The sequence below is a fragment of the Candidatus Thiopontia autotrophica genome, from assembly GCF_982804495.1.
Genome location: NZ_CEYDPX010000004.1, coordinates 20,497 through 39,010 on the forward strand (window position 1 = coordinate 20,497; position 18,514 = coordinate 39,010).

Sequence of the window (18,514 nt, forward strand, 5' to 3'; positions counted from 1 at the left end):
TCAGGAGGGGAATACGATCTCTGCAACCTCATCAAAATGGGCAACAAAGTGTGGGTTGATCCCTTCACGGATATAGTCTGGCAGCTCCTCAAAATCATTTTTGTTTTCAGCAGGGAAGATCAGCTCTTTGATATTCTGACGGCGGGCAGCAATTGTCTTTTCTCTTACTCCTCCAATTGGTAGGACTCGTCCGGTAAGGGTCATCTCACCTGTCATTGCCAGCGGGCGGTTTATCTTTCTTCCGCGCGCCAGAGATAACAGAGCGATACCCATGGTTATGCCTGCACTGGGCCCATCCTTGGGGGTGGCACCAGCAGGAACATGAAGATGGACATGTGCCTTATCAAAGAAGCCAGCATTGGCACCGTATTTTTTCAGATGCGATGTGATGTAGCTGTAGGCAATTGAGGCTGACTCCTGCATTACATCCCCAAGTTGCCCGGTAAGTTTGAAGCCGCGATTGTCTGTATGAATCTTGGAGGCCTCAATTGTCAGGGTCTCACCACCCATAACAGTCCAGGCAAGCCCAGTCACAACACCAACTCCCCGGTATGGTTTTTCACTCTGGAATATTGGTTGATCAAGGTACTCGACCACATTCTTGATATTTACTTTGAAAGGCCCCTTTTTTCCTTTGACTATTTTTACTGCGATCTTGCGGATAATGCGCCCCAGCTGCTTCTCAAGATTTCTTACTCCGGATTCGCGAGCATAGCCATCTATTACTGTGCGCAGCGCAGCATCACTTATCCTGATATCACTTGGTTTGAGGCCGCTACGTTCTATCTGTCGTGGCCACAGATGGTGCTTTGCAATCTCCACCTTCTCCTGGGTGATGTATCCCGAAAGTCTAATGGTCTCCATACGATCCAGCAGCGGTCCAGGGATAGTGTCCAGCTGGTTGGCGGTACAGATAAAGAGCACCTTGGAGAGGTCAAATCTGGTATCAAGATAGTGATCAAGGAACTCCACATTCTGTTCCGGATCGAGCACCTCCAACAGGGCGGATGCGGGGTCTCCATGGTAGGAGGCACCGATCTTGTCTATCTCATCCAGCATAATGATAGGGTTCTGGGTCCCTGTCTCACGGATCGCCTGGATAAACTTTCCAGGCATGGCTCCAATATAGGTGCGGCGATGTCCCTTGATCTCTGCCTCATCCCTCATGCCGCCAACGGAGAGACGGTAGAATTTTCGTCCCAGCGCATCAGCGACAGATTTTCCAATCGAGGTCTTGCCGACACCAGGAGGGCCAACCAGCAGCAGAATAGAGCCATTGATCTCACCCCTTAGCTTGCCTACAGCAAGAAACTCGATCATACGATCTTTTACATCCTCCAGGCTGTCATGGTCACGGTCAAGGATCTTGCGCGCACGTCGCAGGTCAAGTTTATCCTTTGAGTGGATCCCCCATGGTAGTGAGATGATCTGATCCAGATAGTTGCGGGTCACTGCATATTCGGGGGATCCAGTCTCCAGCATGCTCAGTTTTTCCATCTCCTCATCAATCTTTTTCATTGATGCCTCGGGGATGGTCAGCTTTTCCATGCGTTCCATAAATCTGTCATAGTCTGCAGTACGGTCATCCTTGGCAATACCAAGCTCTTTCTGAATTGCCTTTAACTGCTCTTTGAGGAAGAACTTGCGCTGCTGTTCATCCATCTTGTCATCAACACTGTCACGTATCTTGGTCTGTAGCTTTGCAACTTTCAGGTCGTTCTTTAGCAGAGATAGTACATTCTGCATGCGGCGACGAATGTTCAATGTATCCAATACCTTTTGCAGCTCATCGGATGTTGCTGTGGTCAGGCTGGCGGCAAAGTCGGTCAGTGCGGATGGTTCATTAGGGCTGAATCTGTCGAGAAAGAATCGCAACTCTTCGCCATATAGAGGGTTGAGTGGAATAAGTTCTCGCAGAATATTGATGATTGCCATGGCAAATGCCTTGGCCTCATCCTTGTTCTTTGGCTGAATTGGTTTGGGATACTCAACCTCAACCCTGTAGGGCGGAGTATCTGATAGCCAGCGTACGATTCTGGCACGCTGTACACCCTCTGCAATAAACTGAATTTTCCCCTCCTGCTTCATGGGGTGGTGCATACGGGCGACAGTACCAATCTCAAAATAGTCTTCTGGAGAGGCAAAATCAGATTCATGTGGCTGAGTCATGAACAGGCCAACCATATGTTCGTTGGTATCACCAATTTTCTGAACGGTATCCATCCATGGTTTGCCATTCATCAAGAGAGGTTGAGTCTGGGCCGGGAAGAAGGGGCGTTCAGATAGAGGGAGAAGATAGATCTGTGTTGGCAGATTTTCAGATGGAAGCGCAAGTTCAGATGATGGGGAGAGCTCAATCTCAACCTCTACCTCACCATTAATTGTCTCCATGCCCTCGTCAAATTTATTGCTCATGTTTTCTCTGTTTATCTGTTGTTGTATCTGTTTTCAGGGAGGGTATTTTCCCTGACTCTACAATTTTTGGAAAGGACTGATGTGGGGATGATTATTCTTTTTTCAAGGTGGGTGATGCGGTTTTTTTGTTATAGAATGCCTTCACTAAATTTAACCACTGAGGAGTCCAGATCAATGGATGAGATCGCAAAAATTGGAATTGTAACGGTGTCCGATCGTGCCAGTCGAGGAGAGTATGAGGACCTTGGCGGTCCTGCCCTGCAGGGGTGGTTTGAGAAGGCCATATCTTCATCGTGGCATCCAGTTGCCAGAGTTATCCCTGATGAACAGCCAATTATTGAAGAGACCCTGCGCGCGCTCTCGGATGAAGAGGGGTGTTGCCTTATCGTAACCACAGGTGGCACAGGTCCTGCGCCACGAGACGTTACCCCTGAGGCGACAGAAGCTGTATGTGATCGCATGATGCCAGGCTTTGGTGAATTGATGCGTCAAATATCATTGAAGTATGTACCAACTGCGATACTCTCCCGTCAGACTGCAGGCATCTGTGGCAAGGCCCTTATTGTAAACCTACCGGGAAAACCGTCTGCCATTGCAGAGACTCTGGATGAGCTTTTTCCTGCAATCCCATACTGTGTGGATCTGATTGAGGGACCACGCCTGGAGGCTCATCCTGATGTGGTTAAGGTTTTTCGGCCCAAAGGCAAATAGATCGGGGCAATAACTTTTGTTAAGTGAAATCAAGATAGTTACCAGAACCCGTGAGATTCTGCGGATAACTACAGATAAAGTTAGTGATCCGGAGCTGATTGGCAGGGTATTTAGAGACATAAGCCTGAAAACATGGATGGAGATACAGCAGACCGGGGTTATGTTGACCACACTGCGTAAAATTTCACTAGGACAGGATACGACGGCAGAGGAGCGTCAAGAGGCGCTTGAGCAGGCAAAGGATCTGGCTAGAACGGTTCCAGCTTTCGGTATTTTTATGCTGCCTGGAGGCGCACTTCTGTTGCCACTGGTAGCTAAAGTTGTTCCTTGGAGGATGCTGCCATCCTCGTTTGAGTCAGAGTCTGATGTTGAGCAGAATAAGGATAAGGATAAGGGGGAGGATAAAAGCTTCTGAACAGTCTCTTCAGGAGGTTTGCTAATGTTGCAGGATTGTTGGTTTCAGGGATGTTAGAATACTGTGCGAAGTTACAGAATATTGGATGATTGGTTAATACAAGGAAGAGTTTGTTATGAGTACTGTTGAGCTTGATGGGACCTCTTTTGAAGAGACTGTTAATGGAAATGATATTGTAGTTGTTGATTTTTGGGCGCCCTGGTGTGGTCCGTGTAAAAACTTTGCGCCAATCTATGAGAAGGTCTCGGAAGAGATCGAGGATGTGGTCTTTGCAAAGGTTAATACAGAAGAGCATCATGATCTTGCATCCCATTTTCAGATTCGCTCTATCCCGACCCTTATGATTTTTCGTGAGCAGATTGTTATCTTCTCTCAGCCAGGAATGGTTCCAGCAGAAGGACTCAAGGATCTGGTGGCAAAAGCACAAGAGCTTGATATGGCAGAAGTGCGCAAGCAGATCGAAGAGAAGGAGTCCAAGGCCTGATTATAGATAGAGCTACAGCTGAAGAGAATTTGATCACCCCAAGGGATTTTATCCGTTGGGGTGCTTCTTTAATGGGGGAGGCTGAACAGCAGGATCAGATCTACTTTGGGCACGGCACAGATAATGCTGTAGATGAGTCTGTTCAGCTGGTTTTAAACGGCCTGCATTTACCATCTGACTGTCCTGACCTTCTGCTTGAGGGGAACCTGCTGCAGACTGAGCGACAGCACTTGGTCAAGCTTTTTGCGAGAAGAGTCGAGGATAGGGTGCCGCTCCCATATCTGACCAATAGGGCAATGTTTGCAGGGCTACAGTTCTATGTAGATGAGCGTGTTCTGGTCCCAAGATCGCCGGTTGCTGAGCTGATAGAGCAGCAGTTTTCACCCTGGATAAATCCGGAAGTACCGGATCATATACTTGAGATTGGTGCTGGAAGTGCTTGTATTGCAATAGCTTGTGCTTATGAGTTTCCAGAGGCAACTATAGATGCCGTAGATCTTTCCGAGGATGCTCTGAAGGTTGCAGAGATAAATGTTGAGCAACATGGGTTAGAGGATCAGGTTAATCTGATCCGTTCAGATCTATTCTCTGAGCTTGATGGAAAGAGGTATGATCTGATCGTTACCAATCCACCGTATGTGGACAAGTTGGATCTGGATTCAATGCCGGCAGAGTTTCATGCCGAGCCCCGTATGGGGTTGGAGGCTGGTGAGGATGGACTCGATATTGTGGTTCAGATTCTACTGGAATCCTCAGCCCATCTGGAAGAGAATGGCGCACTGGTTTGTGAGGTAGGGAATAGTGCATTGGCTCTGGAACAACTGTTTCCAGAAGTCCCGTGGAGCTGGATAGATTTTGAACGTGGTGGGCATGGGGTATTTGTGATCGGCCATGATTTGCTGGATAGATACCGGCCACTATTTCGCAAGGAATTTGAGCGGCGAGCGGTACCATGAGTGCTACAGTCGTAGAGACGGGAGGAAGATAATTATATGGAACAGATACTAACATTCGATATGGATTTGATTCGCCGTTATGACAAGGCGGGTCCACGTTATACATCATACCCAACGGCGGTTCAGTTTCATGAGGGATTTGACAGGGAATCCTATAAAGCAGCGGCATCTCGTACCAACCAGGAAGATCCACTGCGTCCTCTGTCACTCTATTTCCACATACCGTTTTGCGACACTGTATGTTTCTATTGTGGCTGCAACAAGATTGCAACCAAGGATAGAGCCAAGTCACCTCCATATCTGGACAGGATAATTCGTGAACTGGAGCTTCAGGGTGAGCAGTTTGATAGCTCAAGAGTTGTTGACCAGCTGCACTGGGGCGGTGGTACCCCAACCTTCCTCAACCATGAAGAGATTCTCCGGTTGATGGATGCAACTCGGGCAAACTTCAATCTGCGTGACGATGATGAAGGTGAGTACTCAATCGAGATCGATCCCCGTGAGGCGACAGCAGAGACCATTGCGCTACTGCGAGAGCAGGGCTTCAACCGCATGAGTCTGGGTCTGCAGGATTTTGATCCTGTGGTACAGAAAGCAGTAAACCGCATCCAGTCAGAGGAAGAGACGTTTGCGGTATTGAATGCGGCTCGTGATACCGGTTTCAAATCGATCAGTATTGATCTTATCTATGGTCTGCCACATCAGACTGCAGATAGCTTCCAGAAAACAGTGGACAAGGTGCTGGAGGTTAGACCAGACAGGCTGTCGGTATTTAATTATGCTCATCTCCCCGAGATATTTAAACCACAGCGCCGTATCAATGAGGCAGACCTTCCAACGCCTGATCAAAAACTGGAAATTCTTCAACGTACCAACCAACAGCTATCCGAGGCAGGATATCTATACATTGGAATGGATCACTTCGCACTTCCTGATGACGAACTGGCTGTGGCCCAACGTGAAGGTACACTCTATAGAAACTTCCAGGGCTACTCTACCCACCGTGACTGCGATCTTATTGGTCTGGGAGTAACCTCAATTGGGGTGGTGGGTAATACATACTCACAGAACCTGAAAGAGTCAGATGATTACTATGCAGCAATAGATGCCGGCCAACTTCCAATTTTCCGTGGGGTAGAGCTGGATGCCGATGATCTGCTACGCAGAGATGTAATCACCGAACTTATCTGCAACTTCCGTCTTGGCTACAGTGCAATCGAAGAGCGCCATAACATCAACTTCAGTAACTACTTCCAGATAGAACTTGAAGAGCTCAAGGATATGGAGACAGATGGACTGCTAACCATGGACAGTGATGGTGTTACCGTGGCTACTGCAGGACGGTTGTTGATCCGTAACGTATGTATGGTATTTGACCGCTATCTACGTGAGAAAAAGGCACAACACTTCTCAAAGGTTATTTGATAGGTCAATTTTTCGTTCAGATCTGTTTTATGTTTTCCAGTAGTGATTGGTAGTTGGTTTTGAGCTGGGACTGTTCACTAGCAGTCAGCTCCATCTCTACTATCTTTTCCACACCACCAGCGCCGATCACACAAGGCACACCTATGAAGCAGTCATTGATCCCATACTCTCCATCACAACGCACAGAGGATGCAATAAGTCTCTTCTTGTTGTACAGGTAGGCCTCAACCATCTCCATAATTGCAGAGGCAGGGCTTATGTAGGCGCTGCCTTGCCCCATAAGTTGAACAATCTCGGTTCCGGCGTGACGGGTACGTTCGACAATCTCCTCGATCTTCTCATCTGATAGCAGGGTCTGGATGGGGATGCCGCCAACAGTTGCAGTTCTGGTCAGGGGGATCATTGATGGGCCATGCCCACCCATTACCATGCAGGAGACATCCTTGGCAGAGAAGCCGGTCTCCATGGCGATAAACAGACGAAAGCGTCCGCTGTCCAGAGCACCAGAGAGGCCGATTACACGATTTTTAGGAAAACCAGAGTGGCGCTGGAAGGCCTGACACATGGTATCTACAGGGTTTGTTGACAGGACAACAAACGCATTGGGGGCGTGAGTGGCAACCTCTTTGGCGACGGATTCGATAACCCCAAGATTTATCTCCAGCAGGTCGTTACGACTCATGCCAGCTTTGCGTGGAATACCTGCTGTTACGATCACAACCTCGGCATCCGCTATCTTGCTGTAGTCACTGGTTGCAGTAATCTCTACATCAACACCGGCGTGGGGGCGTAGTGCCATGATATCAAGTGCCTTGCCCTTGATAGGGTCGACTGCTTCTGGCAGATCAACAATGACTACTTCGGCATGATCTTTCTGGGTGATCATAAGGGCTAGTGCTGTGCCTATCTGGCCACCACCAACGAGGGCAATTTTTCTGGTCTGTAAACTCATAGTCTATTTAGGTGTTGTAAATTTTATTGTGTTGTCTGGTTTCTGGGCAGAGCAGTTATCCTTGCTGGCACAGGCGTCACATCCTGGTTTATATCCAAACTGTTGGGGATCCCTCTTCTTCAGCCACTCCTGAAACAGCACCCAGCCAACTAGCAGGGCGATCAATGCAAGGATAGAGATGATATATCCCGTCATGACGAGAAGAGTCCGGCAAAGCCCATAAAGGCCATGGAGAGGATGCCTGCAATAATCAGATTAAATGCAGTGCCACGTATCAGGGTTGGAACATCGGATAGTTCACTCTCCTCACGAAGTCCGGCCATAAGCAGCAGTGCCAGGGTGAATCCGCCTCCGGCACCAAGGGCGAAGATAATGCTTTCAGCAAACCCATATTCACGGTTGGTGGCAAATATGGCAAGCCCCAGGATGGCGCAGTTGGTGGTGATCAGCGGCAGGAAGATTCCAAGTGAGCGGAATAGAGAGGGGCTGAGCTTTTTGATCAGCATCTCGATAAATTGTACTACGCTGGCAATCACCACAATAAAGCTGATCAGTCGCAGGTATGGTGCATGGGGAAGTACGTAGGTGTTGAGTATCCAGGCACAGATGGCGGTGATAATCAGTACAAAGGTGGTGGCAAGCCCAAGCCTGAATGAGGTTTCGAGCTTTCCGGAGACACCCAGGAATGGGCAGAGCCCAAGAAAGTATGCCAGCACAAAGTTGTTTACCAACAGAGCACTGACGAAAATCCAGAGGAAGTGCTGGAAGGCGGCATCTGTCATCATGACGCTCTCTCCTCAGCCGGTTGCAGCATACGCATCTGTGCCTCTCTGCGCTTCTCTGTGACCCAGTTGAAGAAGAGCAGAATCAGCCCCAGGGTAAGGAAGCCGCCAGGTGGCAGGATCATGATTATCCATGGTTCAAAGTTGGGTCCGAAGAGGGAGACCCCAAACAGCGCACCTTCTCCAAGGATCTCGCGCACCCCACCAAGTGCCAGCAGGGCGAAGAGGAATCCTCCCGCCATACCCACCGCATCCATTACCGCAAAGCGGACACTGTTGCGTGAGGCGAAGGCCTCCTGGCGCCCCAGGATCAGGCAGTTTGCGGTAATCAGCGGGATAAATGCTCCTAGCTCCTTGTGGATTTTGGGAAAGATTGCCAGCAGGGTATAGTCGATGATGGTTACAAAGGTGGCGATAATGATGATGTAGCTGGAGATACGAACCTGTTTGGGAATCCACTTGCGCATTAGTGAGACCAGCAGGCTGGAGCCTACCAGCACAAAGAATGTGGCTAGCCCCATCGCCAATGCATTGACAGCAGAGTTGGTGACCGCCAGCATGGGGCACATTCCGAGTACCTGGACAAAGACAGGGTTGTCTCTCCAGATCCCCTTGAGCATCTCCTGGTACGCGCTTTCAGGTGTTTTTGCCATGACTATCTGGCTCCCTCATGTAGTGGAATGCCGTGGGTAGGAAGCCTGTTTAACCAGCGCTCATTACCCTCGTTGATAATACGAACCACAGCTTTTGCTGAGATGGTTGCACCTGTAATGGCATCAACTTCATTGGGAGCGTTCTTCATCCCTTTTTTCACGGTAACTATTTCTGGATCAATAGCAAGATTATCAAAATTGGATACAAATGAGAGGTCCTTGTATATTTTGTCTCCAAGCCCTGGAGTCTCACGGCTCTCCAGAATCTCCATACCTACTACTTTACGTGACTCTGGAATATATCCATACAGTATCCCGATAGTGTCCTGAAACCCCGGACCGGCACTGGGGAGGGCATAACCGACGAACTCTCCATGCTGGTTATATCCACCGTAAAGGGTGTTTTCATCTTTACCTTTTTCTGTACGGAAACGCAGGCCGTCTGCATCTAGCTGAAACTTTTTCATCTCACTTACCCCTGGCAACACCTTGAATACAGCCTCTCTCAACTCTCTGGCTTTATTGTCGGTAATTGTCTGCAGAGTAGCCTCATAGATGGCAACAATTGCCACGCCTGAAATTAGCCCAGCTATTGCCAGTGTGGAGATCAGGCGGGTGGAGGTGGGTTCGTCACTCATTTCCTGCTCCGGCCAAAGACTCTGGGTTGGGTATAACGGTTAATCAGTGGGGTGGCGGCATTCATAAAGAGAATGGCATATAGTATCCCCTCTGGTAGCCCACCAAAGTTACGAATTAGCACTACCAGGAATCCAACTCCGCAACCAAATATCCATGCCCCTTTTGTAGTGACAGGTGAGGTGACAGGGTCGGTTGCCATGTAGATTGCACCAAGCATCATTCCGCCAGAGAAGAGGGTGAAATGGATATCTGGGAAACGGGCTGGATCGATTGCCTGTAACAGTAGGGTAAAGACCCCTACAGAGAGAAAGATTGCCAGTGGTATTCTCCACTCCAGCGCACGACGTAACAGCAGGTATAGTCCTCCAACCATCAGTAGCAGGCCACTGGTCTCTCCAAGTGAGCCAGAGGTGTTGCCAAACATCAGGGAGAATATTGGGGTATCAATCTGCTCAAACTTCATCAGGCCAAGTGGGGTTGCGGCACTCATGCCATCCATGGGGGGAGACTGCATGAATGGCATGGCAAGGGTGCTTGGGTGTAGGCTGAAGAAACTGTCAGGCCCCGCAGCGATATGCCATGTCGTCATTGCTATTGGAAATGTTCCAAGCAGAAAGGCACGACCCACAATGGCAGGGTTGAATAGATTATTACCAAGACCTCCCCAGATTATCTTGCCGAGCCCAATAGCAACTACTCCTCCCAGCCACGCCATCCACAGCGGAAGAGCAGGTGGTAGGGTCATACCCAGTAATATTCCAGTAAGTAGTGCACTGCCATCACCAAGCGTAATGGAGCGGCTCTCTCTGGAGGTAAAAACCCACTCTGTCATCAAGGCACCAAGAGTGGTCGCAGTAACCACCAGCAGTGCACTCAGGCCAAAGAACCAGATCCCTGCAAATAGTGCAGGCATAAGTGCCAACAACACGTCACGCATTGCAGTCGGTACAGTCAGCCCCTGTTTTACCAGAGGTGATGGCTGCAGCAGAAGATTCGGGTCATCCCTGTTCATGCTGCCTCCTCGACAGGGTGCTGGCGCATATTGTCTTTGGCTGTTCTAATCAACTGCACAATCGGGATATTGGATGGGCATGCAAAGCTGCATGCACCGCACTCAACACAATCCATTACATGGTAATCAATAGTCTCTTCATAACGTCTGTTGCGACTTAACAGTGCCAGCCGTGATGGATTGAGAAAGTATGGGCATGCCTCCAGGCAGCGCCCACATCTAATGCATGGGTACTCATGGGGTCTGGCTGTCTCTTGCTCGGTAAATGCAAGAATGGCTGAGCTTCCCTTTAGAATGGGAACATCCAGACTGGCTATAGGAAATCCCATCATGGGACCACCCATTATTACCTCTCGAGTTTTGTCATTGAGCCCACCACAGAATTTCAATACATCCCTGACTGGAGTACCAAGTGGAACCAGAAGATTTGCTGGTTGATCAATGCCAGGGCCAGAGACTGTGACCACCCGTTCAATAAGTGGGGATCCGGTTGCAAAGAGGTCAGCAATCGCTACAACGGTGCCGCTGTTGTTGACAGCAACCCCGATATCTCTCGGTAGTTGACCGGCAGGAACCTCTTTGTGGTAGACAGATTGAATCAACATCTTCTCTGCACCCTGGGGATACTTCACCTCCAGAGGGGTTATGGTTATTGGCAGTTCCGGGTTTTTATCAAGAGCTTTTTGGAGATTTACAATCGCCTCTGGCTTATTTTTCTCTACGCCAATATTGGCTCTCTTGGCCCCAAGTTTTTGGCGCAGGATTTCGGTTCCGTTAATAACTTTTTCTGGCTGCTCAACCATTAAGCGATGATCGTTGGTAAGGAACGGCTCACACTCTGCACCATTGATCAGCAGATCATCAATCACGATGCCGTCTGGAATCGAGTATTTAACATGGCTGGGGAATGCTGCACCACCCATTCCAACTACTCCTGCCTGCTGTACAAGTTCAATAAAATCATCCAGAGAGATGGTCTCCCAGGATGGGGGAGGGGTGGTCTCTACCCTCTGGGTGGAAAATGGATCAGCCTCGATGACAATGGCTGGTTTAAATGATCCATCCAGTGTGCGTTGAGGGCTTATTTCACTTACTGTGCCGGTGACTGGGCTGTGTAGAGCGGTAGATATGAAGCCTCCCGGTTTGGCAATCATCTCTCCACGTTTCACGCTCTGACCTTTTTTTACAACAGCTATGGCTGGCGCACCTATATGTTGCCCCAGCGGCATTACATAACGGTGACCAAAAGGTACCCGCTGAATTGCAAGGTCTGCAGTCTGCCCCTTGTTGTGGGCAGGGTGTACACCGTGTGCAAAGCTCTGTCTGAAAAGTGAAAGGAGACCCATAAACTATTAATGGTTAACTGTTCAGTAATGCAGCCATATGTTTTCCGATCTCGGCAGGAGAGCGGGAGACTGTGACCCCGGCTGCCTCAAGGGCGCTTATCTTGTCTTCCGCTGTTCCCTTGCCACCAGAGATGATTGCACCTGCATGACCCATTCTGCGTCCTGGAGGTGCGGTCACTCCGGCAATATATGCTACTACCGGCTTTGTTACATTCTGGCGAATATACTCTGCGGCCTCCTCCTCTTTGCTGCCACCAATCTCACCAACCAGTACAATTCCCCTGGTCTGTTCATCCTGCTGGAACAGCTCCAGACAGTCGATAAAATTCATGCCATGGATTGGATCTCCTCCAATACCGATACAGGTACTCTGTCCAAGACCCTCATTGGTGGTCTGGAAGACCGCTTCATAGGTGAGGGTGCCAGAACGGGAGACTATGCCAATTGCCCCCTCCTGGTGAATATTGCCAGGCATGATTCCAATCTTGCAGGCTCCGGGGGTGATGATGCCTGGACAGTTGGGTCCGATAAGGCGGGTGTCTGGAAAGTCTTTCAGGAATGCCTTTACCTTGATCATGTCCTGAACAGGAATGCCCTCGGTAATGCATACGATCGTCTTGATACCACCGGCAGCAGCCTCAAAGATTGCGTCCGCCGCAAAGGCGGCAGGAACATAGATCATGCTGGCATCAGCACCGGTAGCGTCTACAGCATCTTTTACAGTGTTGAATACAGGGCGGTCAAGATGGCTCTGGCCACCTTTCCCCGGGGTTACTCCTCCAACAATATTTGTTCCGTAGGCAATTGACTGCTCTGCGTGGAATGTGCCCTGTTTGCCTGTGAAGCCCTGGACGATGACACGAGTATCGTTGTTAATTAAAATGCTCATCTCTACTCTCCCTCCTGGCTATTGGTTGAAGAGACTGCCTTCTTGGCAGCCCCTGTAAGGGTCTCTTCAACATCAATGTTGAGTCCACTGTTTTTCAGGAGATCCATCCCTTGCGGAGCGTTGGTTCCCTCCAGACGAACAATTACCGGGATCTCTATACCAACCTCCTTCACAGCCGAGATTATTCCCTCGGCAATCAGATCACAGCGCACGATGCCACCGAAGATATTTACCAGAATGGCCTCTACCTTGGCGTCACTGAGGATCAGCTTGAATGCAGCGGCTACCCGTTCTGCAGTTGTACCGCCACCGACATCAAGAAAGTTTGCAGGGTCTCCGCCATGGAGCTTGATCAGATCCATTGTAGCCATAGCGAGACCGGCACCATTGACCATGCAGCCAATATTGCCGTCCAGAGTTATATAGTTCAGGTCGTGTTTGCTTGCTTCGAGTTCAGTCCTATCTTCCTGTGACGGATCATGTAGTTCCTGTAGTTTCGGGTGGCGATAGAGAGCGTTATCATCCAGGTTGATCTTGGCATCAAGCGCCAGAAGATCTCCATCACCAGTTACTATAAGAGGGTTAATCTCTACCAGACTAAAGTCGTTGTGAGTAAATAGACGGTGCAGACCGCTAACAATTTTGGTCAACATCCCAATCTGTTTGCCCTCCAGCTCCAGCCCAAATGCCAGTTGGCGGCATTGGTATGGCTGCAGACCAGCAGCACTATGGGCATGTACTGTAAGTATCTTCTCGGGAGTTTCGGCAGCAACCTGTTCGATATCCATTCCACCAGCCGCAGATACCATATAGACAATCTGTTCGCGATCGCGATCAACCAGTGCGCCAAGGTATAACTCTCTACTGATATCCAGTGTCTGTTCAATTAATACCTTCTGGATAGGCAGGCCACGACCATGGGTCTGAGGGGTGGTTAGGGTGCTACCCAGCATCTCATCACTGAAGGTAGAAAGTTCATCAATGCTCTTTGCTATTTTTACGCCTCCAGCCTTGCCGCGCCCACCAGCATGGACTTGCGCCTTGGCAACCCAGGCCTCGCCACCAATATCGTTGGCAGCCTGCGCTACCTCACCAAGACGTTCGATGGTTACTCCAGCAGGTACGGGGATCCCAACCTGTTCAAAAAGCTCTTTGGATTGATATTCGTGAAGGTTCATTAATTACGTTCCTTGTAATTGCTAATTTATTGGTCTGGATCAGACTGGCTGTCAGTTAGTGCAACCAGTTGATCAGTTATGCGTTGGGTAATCTCGGACTCCAGCCGGTTTCTTAGTGTCTGGAGCTCCTCTTGGTGCTCTCTGTTCAGTTCATCAATCTCTCTTTGATGGTCGGCAGAGATATTGCTCTCTGCCTCTCTCTTAACCTGTTCAGTAAACGGAGTAACGATTCCGGCGAGCTCCTGGAGCATCTGCCACTGCTCAAGCAGTTGCCCCAGACGACTGGCAAAACCGGGATTGATTGCATGTTCTTCGAAAACAGGAATCTTGTTGTTCTGGGCCCTGGTATCAAGCTTGAGCCACTCCTCAAGCTCTACAGCTTTGCTCTTCTGTCCATTGGAGAGGCTGGTGAACTGTCCCGAGAAACGTTCTTCGCTGATTGCCCACTCTGCAATTGATCTGCTCTCGGTTGGATTTCCTTCCAGGCTAATGCGTGTTCCAAAGACTCCGTCAGCAGTCGGGTTGTAGCTAAATAGAGGAGTGGCATGTCCGTTGAGGGCCAATTCAGCCTGTCTGATTGTCGCCTCGGGATTAAATCCATGGCGTTGTGGGCTGGGCACATAAATTCTTAGCAGGGCAGGTCCAGAATGACGCAGTGATTCACGTACCACTCTATTTAGATGGTCAGGGGCGGCGATTGAGCTCTGTGCAACGTAAGCATTGCGTTGGGAGAGGGCAGTCAGAGCAAGCTCCGAGCGGGCATCGGAGTGGGTGTCACTAAACCCAAGATCCATTTCTGCCAGCACAATAACCTTTATGGGGAGTCTGCTGTTAAGTAACCAGATAAGTTCCCCTGCAGATTCTGCACCCAGCGTGGTGTCATTGCCAATTAGCAATAGAGGAGGCGATTGCTGTAGTTCATCTCTGCTTAAATCCCCCCAGACAAGCTGTTCTGTGGCCTTGCGTTCTGCAAGAGAGCCATTCTTCAGTAGTAGTTTTGCTTTGCGCAAAATGCGATGAATCTCTGTGGCCTGTTCCAGTTGACCCTCTATCAGGCCGGATGCAAGGGCACCGACCTCTCCTGCAGATCCAATAACTACAGGGACCTGGAATGGGTTGGATGGAAAGGTTCCCGCCCAGGCTGCTGCAGTTCCAGGAGCAAATACCATGCTATAGCGGGAGCGTCCCAGAGAGTGTTCTCCGCTTGCAATCCTTTCTCTCTCTGTGCGGATTCTCTCAGCCAGATTTATCCACTCTTTCAGCTCTTCCGCATTTACACCATCACTTTCAATATTGGCAGTCTTTTCTGCCAATGCACTCAGATCAATTTGCCTGCTGGATACGCTCTCAAGACCTTCTGCCAGCGAGGAGAGATCATCGGCATGAGAGGCTACTGCCAGTTTTTCCCGGATTCCGGAGAGTAGCTTTTGATGAGTCTCATCAATATTCTCCAGAAGTCTGTGTACCATTGGCTGTTGATGATATTCGGTTATCCCCAACAGTTGTCTGATAGCAATTTTCTCACCAGAACCTGGTTCTGCAGAGTCACCACCAGCCATTGCCATAGATGCATGGCGAGAGAGCATGGTTGCATTGAGTGTGCTGATTTCCGGACGAGCACCATAATCAATAATGGTTGTTGAGCTACTGTCTGGAAGTTGCTCCCATACTCTCCAGCTCTTATAGGCGTGGTCCAGCTCTTCATCACTCTGTTCCTGCATAGTGAGTGCAGGCGTATCTGATTCTGTTTTACAAAGTTCGGCACAGATTCCACATCCCTTGCAGCTGTCAGGGTTGACTACAATTGATAGCAGCTCCCCGGATTGTGCTTTTAGCCGTTCCGGGTGGTGGAAAAGAGGTTCTGTATGGATGAGAGGGAGCTCACCAATGTTGGATGCAAGCTGTGATATGGCATCTTCCGCACTGGTTCTGCGTTCATCCGGGAGGGGGGAGTGTGTCATTAACTCATCCCAGCTTTTTTCTAAAAGCTCTTTAGCTTCACCGCTGTTGATGGTGAGGCTCATCTGTTTGGCGAGTTTGGATAGGTGGGGGCGCAGTGCATCTGCTCCTCCCATCTTTATACCTGCCTCCAGAAGTTGGGTGGGAGAGAGGGAGACAGCTACAATTGCACTGTCAGGACAGTTACTCCAACACTTGCCACATCCTGTGCACTGCTCCGGATTGAGAAGAGGCAGAGTGTTGCAGCCAGTAGTGATAAATGTTGAGGTTAGCGGAGGAATGTGACCAACTGCAGCGAATGGATCAATACCCTGGTTACTCTCCATCCCGTCCCGGTAGAGAACTCCGGTCTGATCCCAGAATCGTGACAGGTTCTGGTATCCGCTATCTTGATCAGATCCCAGGTGGCGTACTGCCATAGGGGTATGCTGTGAGTTGGATGGTGTGGAGGGGTGGCTGTTGTTCTCTCTCCCTCCAGTAATGCCAAGTTCCCCCAGTTCAGGATAATTCCTCTCCAGCAGGTCAGTTAGGACCTGCTGTTTTGGATTGCTGTTGTTGGGTAGTGGGGTAACTCCAACCCTTATAGCGTCATCATGGTGAGGAGCCTTAAACGCTGCCACCAGATCAGAGTCGTGAACAGGAAGTCCTCCAACTCCATAGATGACGGAGTTTGCCTTACAGTTATGTGAGAGCAGAGGCAAAACTTCTCTATACAACTGAGGCTTTTCATCAAGCAGTGATTCACTGCGATCAAGGATTATAGCCTCACTACAGTTCTGTAGAGTCTCATGTAGTGTTTTGGCAGGAAATGGTGCAAGCAGATGAATACTAGCTACAGCAATCTCTTTAAGTTGGTTGGAGATGTTATTACAACGACCTGTTATTGATCCATAGCAAACAATAATCTTTTTAGCTCTCTTCTTGCCGAGGTAGGTGACAGCACTGTAATTTCTACCTGTTAGTTGAGCGAAACCGGTGAAGGTATCCTGCAAAATTTCCTGAACCAGTGCTCCAAAGAACTTGGTGTGAGAGATGGTGCCAAGCCCAAAACTGTATGGGTCTCGATAGCTTCCCTGTAGTGTTGGATTATCCAGACTGTACCAATTTGGCACCCGGCGGCGCTCTTCTCCAAATACAAGTTGCTGGGCTGGCTCTGCAACCGGAATTGAATCAGCATAGTTGCCAACCAGGTTTTCGATAAGTTCTGGAGATGGCAGTTCAATCTGTTGTGGTGATGACGCGGTTTCGTGACCATCCATTATTACTATACCTGGAACAAGTGCCTTCTCAGCAACTGCTCTGGCAATCAGGGTGAAATCAATGGCCTCTTGTACATTCTGTGCATAGAGAATAAATGCTCCACTATCTCTGAGTTGATGAATACCTTCATCACTATCTTCATGGCTTTCGCCATTCAGGGGAAGTGCCTTGCTGGTGGCATGGATAACCAGTGGCAAGTGGTGACCAACTGCACGTCTGACAAGATCCTGTGCATTGGCAAGGTCACTTGACCATAGACTGCAGGAGGCCCGTTTGCCAGCCATCGCAAGCCCCATGGCCGCAGATAGTGCACCACGAGCACTTCCGCTCTCTATGTTAAGGAGTGGCTTTCCAAAAAGATTAACCTGTTGACGCTGCTGTTCGTTACGCCATGCAATGGAACCTTTCTCAGGAGGGAAGGCCTCACCACATGCGGCAGCCTCCGATAGAATGCTCTCAACTGTAGCTACCGCAACACTACCATTTAGCGTTGTGGTAATACCGTGACTGTCTGTTTGCAGAGTGTTATCTGCTCCGATGACTTTGCGGTAGATGCGGTTTGCGATTTCAGCGAAGCTGGGCATAACGTTTTTGACCCTCGGTCAGGTTTCTGTTTTTGCGGTCAAACTGTCCACCATCTATCCATATAATGGCTTCAGTGGGGCAGCGATAGGTGGCCTCTGGTGTCTCTTCCACCATGCTACTGTAATCTACAACAGGCAGGCCATCCACCATCTCTATCAAGCCAGGATTGGCATCTGTTGCACAACGTCCACAGCCATCACAGGCGGTACCACATAGTGAGAGAATCGCATCCCCCTCCAGTGGGGCACTGCATTGAACCAGGAGGTGTTCATTAATCGGGTGAATCTTGAAAAGATCCTTTGGACATGCAACTACACAATCCTCACAGGCTGTACATTTATCCAGATCCACAACCGGGAGACCATTGGCATTCATGTGAATGGCATCAAAATCACATGCGATCTCGCAGTCTGCCAGTCCCAGACATCCCCATGAACACCCTTTGCCACCTCCAGAGACTACAGCAGCAGCGCGGCAGCTATCAAATCCCTGGTACTCTGCAATCTGCCAGGCCTCCTCTTTGCCACCAGCACAATGAAGACGGGCAACCCGTTTTATCTGTGAGCCAGCATCAACTCCCAGGAATTCGGCAATTTCCTCGATCTCATCCTTGGGGGCAACCGTACATTGGCTTGGTTCCACACTGCCTTTGATGAGTTCTTCAGCAAAAGCACGGCATCCAGGAACACCACATGCACCACAGTTGGTGCCAGGTAGCATCTCTTCTGTCTCATCAATTCTGGGGTCTTCGTCTACCTTTAGCAGACGATAGGCAACAGCAAGAATTACCCCGAAAAAGAGTCCTATTCCCATCATTATAGCTGGAGATGCTAGCAGACTGTTCAAGGCTGCT

17 protein-coding genes are annotated in these 18,514 nt (G+C 49.5%); 5 read left to right on the forward strand and 12 right to left on the reverse strand.

What is annotated here, in order from left to right; genetic code table 11:
* Positions 1–2,391 carry an endopeptidase La gene (gene lon, locus AC3ZFK_RS02530; protein WP_487506567.1) on the reverse strand — a complete coding sequence of 797 codons (2,391 nt, stop codon included), beginning with the start codon at positions 2,389–2,391 and terminating at the stop codon, positions 1–3.
* Between the two features lie 198 nt (positions 2,392–2,589).
* Between lon and mog the strand changes: the two genes are divergently transcribed.
* The 5 genes from mog to hemN all read left to right on the forward strand — a co-directional run bounded on the left by mog (position 2,590) and on the right by hemN (position 6,406).
* Positions 2,590–3,126 (forward strand): molybdopterin adenylyltransferase, encoded by a 537-nt coding sequence (gene mog / locus AC3ZFK_RS02535; protein ID WP_487506525.1) that lies wholly within the window; start codon positions 2,590–2,592, stop codon positions 3,124–3,126.
* A gap of 16 nt (positions 3,127–3,142) precedes the next feature.
* The gene (locus tag AC3ZFK_RS02540) at positions 3,143–3,541 is read left to right on the forward strand and encodes an LETM1 domain-containing protein (RefSeq protein WP_487506526.1); all 399 of its coding nucleotides are present in this window, start codon (positions 3,143–3,145) and stop codon (positions 3,539–3,541) included.
* 115 nt (positions 3,542–3,656) lie between these two features.
* Entirely contained in the window at positions 3,657–4,025 is a 369-nt protein-coding gene (gene trxA / locus AC3ZFK_RS02545) for a thioredoxin (protein ID WP_487506527.1), read from the forward strand.
* A gap of 29 nt (positions 4,026–4,054) precedes the next feature.
* On the forward strand, positions 4,055–4,981 hold the full coding sequence (gene prmB / locus AC3ZFK_RS02550) for a 50S ribosomal protein L3 N(5)-glutamine methyltransferase (RefSeq protein WP_487506528.1): 927 nt from the start codon (positions 4,055–4,057) through the stop codon (positions 4,979–4,981).
* Positions 4,982–5,017: 36 nt separating this feature from the next.
* The gene (gene hemN / locus AC3ZFK_RS02555) at positions 5,018–6,406 is read left to right on the forward strand and encodes an oxygen-independent coproporphyrinogen III oxidase (RefSeq protein ID WP_487506529.1); all 1,389 of its coding nucleotides are present in this window, start codon (positions 5,018–5,020) and stop codon (positions 6,404–6,406) included.
* 16 nt (positions 6,407–6,422) lie between these two features.
* On the opposite strand, the gene mdh is transcribed toward hemN, so the two are convergent.
* From mdh to AC3ZFK_RS02610, 11 genes are read right to left on the reverse strand one after another with little or no spacing between them, the layout of a single operon-like run.
* Positions 6,423–7,358 carry a malate dehydrogenase gene (mdh, locus tag AC3ZFK_RS02560; protein ID WP_487506530.1) on the reverse strand — a complete coding sequence of 312 codons (936 nt, stop codon included), beginning with the start codon at positions 7,356–7,358 and terminating at the stop codon, positions 6,423–6,425.
* A 3-nt stretch (positions 7,359–7,361) separates the two neighbouring features.
* Complete coding sequence (locus tag AC3ZFK_RS02565) at positions 7,362–7,553, reverse strand: hypothetical protein (protein ID WP_487506531.1); 192 nt, start codon at positions 7,551–7,553, stop codon at positions 7,362–7,364.
* Positions 7,550–8,143, reverse strand: coding sequence for an electron transport complex protein RnfA (locus AC3ZFK_RS02570; RefSeq protein WP_487506532.1), 594 nt, complete (start codon positions 8,141–8,143; stop codon positions 7,550–7,552). Before AC3ZFK_RS02570 ends, AC3ZFK_RS02565 begins: the two co-directional genes overlap by 4 nt.
* On the reverse strand, positions 8,140–8,793 hold the full coding sequence (gene rsxE / locus AC3ZFK_RS02575) for an electron transport complex subunit RsxE (protein ID WP_487506533.1): 654 nt from the start codon (positions 8,791–8,793) through the stop codon (positions 8,140–8,142). The genes AC3ZFK_RS02570 and rsxE overlap by 4 nt, the downstream gene beginning before the upstream one ends.
* A 2-nt stretch (positions 8,794–8,795) precedes the next feature.
* Positions 8,796–9,431, reverse strand: a complete 636-nt coding sequence (locus AC3ZFK_RS02580) for an RnfABCDGE type electron transport complex subunit G (RefSeq protein ID WP_487506534.1) — start codon at positions 9,429–9,431, stop codon at positions 8,796–8,798.
* Positions 9,428–10,444 carry an RnfABCDGE type electron transport complex subunit D gene (locus AC3ZFK_RS02585; RefSeq protein ID WP_487506535.1) on the reverse strand — a complete coding sequence of 339 codons (1,017 nt, stop codon included), beginning with the start codon at positions 10,442–10,444 and terminating at the stop codon, positions 9,428–9,430. The genes AC3ZFK_RS02580 and AC3ZFK_RS02585 overlap by 4 nt, the downstream gene beginning before the upstream one ends.
* Positions 10,441–11,790 carry an electron transport complex subunit RsxC gene (gene rsxC / locus AC3ZFK_RS02590; RefSeq protein WP_487506536.1) on the reverse strand — a complete coding sequence of 450 codons (1,350 nt, stop codon included), beginning with the start codon at positions 11,788–11,790 and terminating at the stop codon, positions 10,441–10,443. The genes AC3ZFK_RS02585 and rsxC overlap by 4 nt, the downstream gene beginning before the upstream one ends.
* 13 nt (positions 11,791–11,803) lie before the next feature.
* Complete coding sequence (gene sucD / locus AC3ZFK_RS02595) at positions 11,804–12,679, reverse strand: succinate--CoA ligase subunit alpha (protein ID WP_487506537.1); 876 nt, start codon at positions 12,677–12,679, stop codon at positions 11,804–11,806.
* 2 nt (positions 12,680–12,681) lie between these two features.
* Positions 12,682–13,857, reverse strand: coding sequence for an ADP-forming succinate--CoA ligase subunit beta (sucC, locus tag AC3ZFK_RS02600; RefSeq protein ID WP_487506538.1), 1,176 nt, complete (start codon positions 13,855–13,857; stop codon positions 12,682–12,684).
* Positions 13,858–13,883: 26 nt separating this feature from the next.
* Positions 13,884–17,660 (reverse strand): 4Fe-4S binding protein, encoded by a 3,777-nt coding sequence (locus AC3ZFK_RS02605; RefSeq protein ID WP_487506539.1) that lies wholly within the window; start codon positions 17,658–17,660, stop codon positions 13,884–13,886.
* Entirely contained in the window at positions 17,644–18,507 is an 864-nt protein-coding gene (locus AC3ZFK_RS02610; protein WP_487506540.1) for an RnfABCDGE type electron transport complex subunit B, read from the reverse strand. The genes AC3ZFK_RS02605 and AC3ZFK_RS02610 overlap by 17 nt, the downstream gene beginning before the upstream one ends.
* Between the last annotated feature and the right edge of the window lie 7 nt (positions 18,508–18,514).

Bases quoted from the DNA above. Each gene is read 5' to 3' on its own strand.
- lon (WP_487506567.1), bottom strand. From the start codon at position 2,391: ATGGAGACAATTAATGGTGAGGTAGAGGTTGAGATTGAGCTCTCCCCA.
- mog (WP_487506525.1), top strand. From the start codon at position 2,590: ATGGATGAGATCGCAAAAATTGGAATTGTAACGGTGTCCGATCGTGCC.
- trxA (WP_487506527.1), top strand. From the start codon at position 3,657: ATGAGTACTGTTGAGCTTGATGGGACCTCTTTTGAAGAGACTGTTAAT.
- hemN (WP_487506529.1), top strand. From the start codon at position 5,018: ATGGAACAGATACTAACATTCGATATGGATTTGATTCGCCGTTATGAC.
- mdh (WP_487506530.1), bottom strand. From the start codon at position 7,358: ATGAGTTTACAGACCAGAAAAATTGCCCTCGTTGGTGGTGGCCAGATA.
- AC3ZFK_RS02565 (WP_487506531.1), bottom strand. From the start codon at position 7,553: ATGACGGGATATATCATCTCTATCCTTGCATTGATCGCCCTGCTAGTT.
- AC3ZFK_RS02570 (WP_487506532.1), bottom strand. From the start codon at position 8,143: ATGATGACAGATGCCGCCTTCCAGCACTTCCTCTGGATTTTCGTCAGT.
- rsxE (WP_487506533.1), bottom strand. From the start codon at position 8,793: ATGGCAAAAACACCTGAAAGCGCGTACCAGGAGATGCTCAAGGGGATC.
- AC3ZFK_RS02580 (WP_487506534.1), bottom strand. From the start codon at position 9,431: ATGAGTGACGAACCCACCTCCACCCGCCTGATCTCCACACTGGCAATA.
- AC3ZFK_RS02585 (WP_487506535.1), bottom strand. From the start codon at position 10,444: ATGAACAGGGATGACCCGAATCTTCTGCTGCAGCCATCACCTCTGGTA.
- rsxC (WP_487506536.1), bottom strand. From the start codon at position 11,790: ATGGGTCTCCTTTCACTTTTCAGACAGAGCTTTGCACACGGTGTACAC.
- sucD (WP_487506537.1), bottom strand. From the start codon at position 12,679: ATGAGCATTTTAATTAACAACGATACTCGTGTCATCGTCCAGGGCTTC.
- sucC (WP_487506538.1), bottom strand. From the start codon at position 13,857: ATGAACCTTCACGAATATCAATCCAAAGAGCTTTTTGAACAGGTTGGG.
- AC3ZFK_RS02605 (WP_487506539.1), bottom strand. From the start codon at position 17,660: ATGCCCAGCTTCGCTGAAATCGCAAACCGCATCTACCGCAAAGTCATC.